The sequence below is a fragment of the Brevundimonas sp. SL161 genome (assembly GCF_049896985.1).
Taxonomy (GTDB): Bacteria; Pseudomonadota; Alphaproteobacteria; order Caulobacterales; family Caulobacteraceae; genus Brevundimonas.
This window is the reverse complement of the sequence record NZ_JAFCVJ010000078.1, coordinates 1-1,136: the sequence shown is the minus strand read 5'-3', so window position 1 is coordinate 1,136 and position 1,136 is coordinate 1. Positions and strand designations below refer to the sequence as shown.

Annotated in this window: 1 protein-coding gene and 1 pseudogene; both read left to right on the top strand. The window is 62.4% G+C overall.

Annotated elements, in window-relative coordinates; all coding sequences use genetic code 11:
* Window positions 1–118: pseudogene (locus ACP7AU_RS17695) on the top strand (IS5/IS1182 family transposase); the annotation flags it as partial.
* 7 nt (window positions 119–125) lie between these two features.
* A complete protein-coding gene (locus ACP7AU_RS17690; protein ID WP_426052276.1) occupies window positions 126–1,001 on the top strand; it encodes an alpha/beta hydrolase family protein in 876 nt (291 codons plus the stop codon).
* Window positions 1,002–1,136 lie beyond the last annotated feature (135 nt).

Genomic DNA, 1,136 nt, shown 5'->3' with positions numbered 1-1,136 from the left:
GCTCAAACACAGCCGACGACTGGCTACCCGATACGACAAGACCGCCGACAGCTTCCTCGGCTTCGTCGTCGTCGCATCCATCCGACTGTGGATCAGACACTTTGTCCACACCACCTAGGTGACCTATGCGAGTTCTCCTTTTTATATTGGCGCTTCTGGTTCCAGCGTGGACGGCGCAGGCTCAGGAGGTCATGCCTCCAACGGCTGTGTTTGCCGACCCACCTGGCGACCCCACGCACCCTCCACAGCTTGTTCAGGTCCGCTACCGGACTGGCGGGGTCGACGTGCCGGCCAGATTTTTTGTCGCCGCCGGATCGGAAGCGCATCCCACAGTCCTGCTCCTGCACGGATTTCCGGGAACCGAGCTAAACCTCGACCTAGCTCGGGTGATGCAACGGGCGGGATGGAACGTCTTGGCTATCCATTACCGCGGCGTCTGGGGTGCCCCGGGTCAGTTCGCGCTCGGCAACACCATCGAGGACGCACGCGCCGCCCTGACCTGGCTGCGTGATCCAGATCGACAGGCACAGGTCGATACGTCCCGGATCGTCGTCCTCGGCCACAGCATGGGCGGTTTCGACACAGTCATGCTCGGCGATGACGCCGAGGTCGCGGGGTTTGTGACCATTTCGGCATGGGACGCAGGTGCAGAGTCTGCTCGGCTAAGTTCGCCCGAGGCCCGAACAGCGGCGGAGCCGGAGTTCGCCGAGGATGTGAGCTTCACGAACATGACTTTCGCCTCCATGGCCGACGAAATCGTCGCCAACGCCGAGGCTTGGGATTGGTCTCGTAATGCGTCAGAAATGGCGGGACGCCCGGTGCTCGTGATCGACTCCGAGGACGGTCTTGCGCCAAAGGGTGACGCCGTGGTGGCCGCAGTGATGGGTTCGGGTGGACCGGCCCCCACACGGCTGACGTTTAAAACTGACCACAGCTACAACGACCACCGCATCGCGTTGGCTTCCGCCGTCACGGCTTGGCTACAGACCACTTTTCACTAGGGCCGAAAGTCCGTTCAGGGTGGCGGGCTCAACTGATCGCTGCAACACACGCGGCGAAGGTCTCCGCTGGCGTCCGATAGAGCAAGGTCTTTCTGGGCCGTTCATTGAGCTGCCGGGCGATGGCGTTTAGCTGGG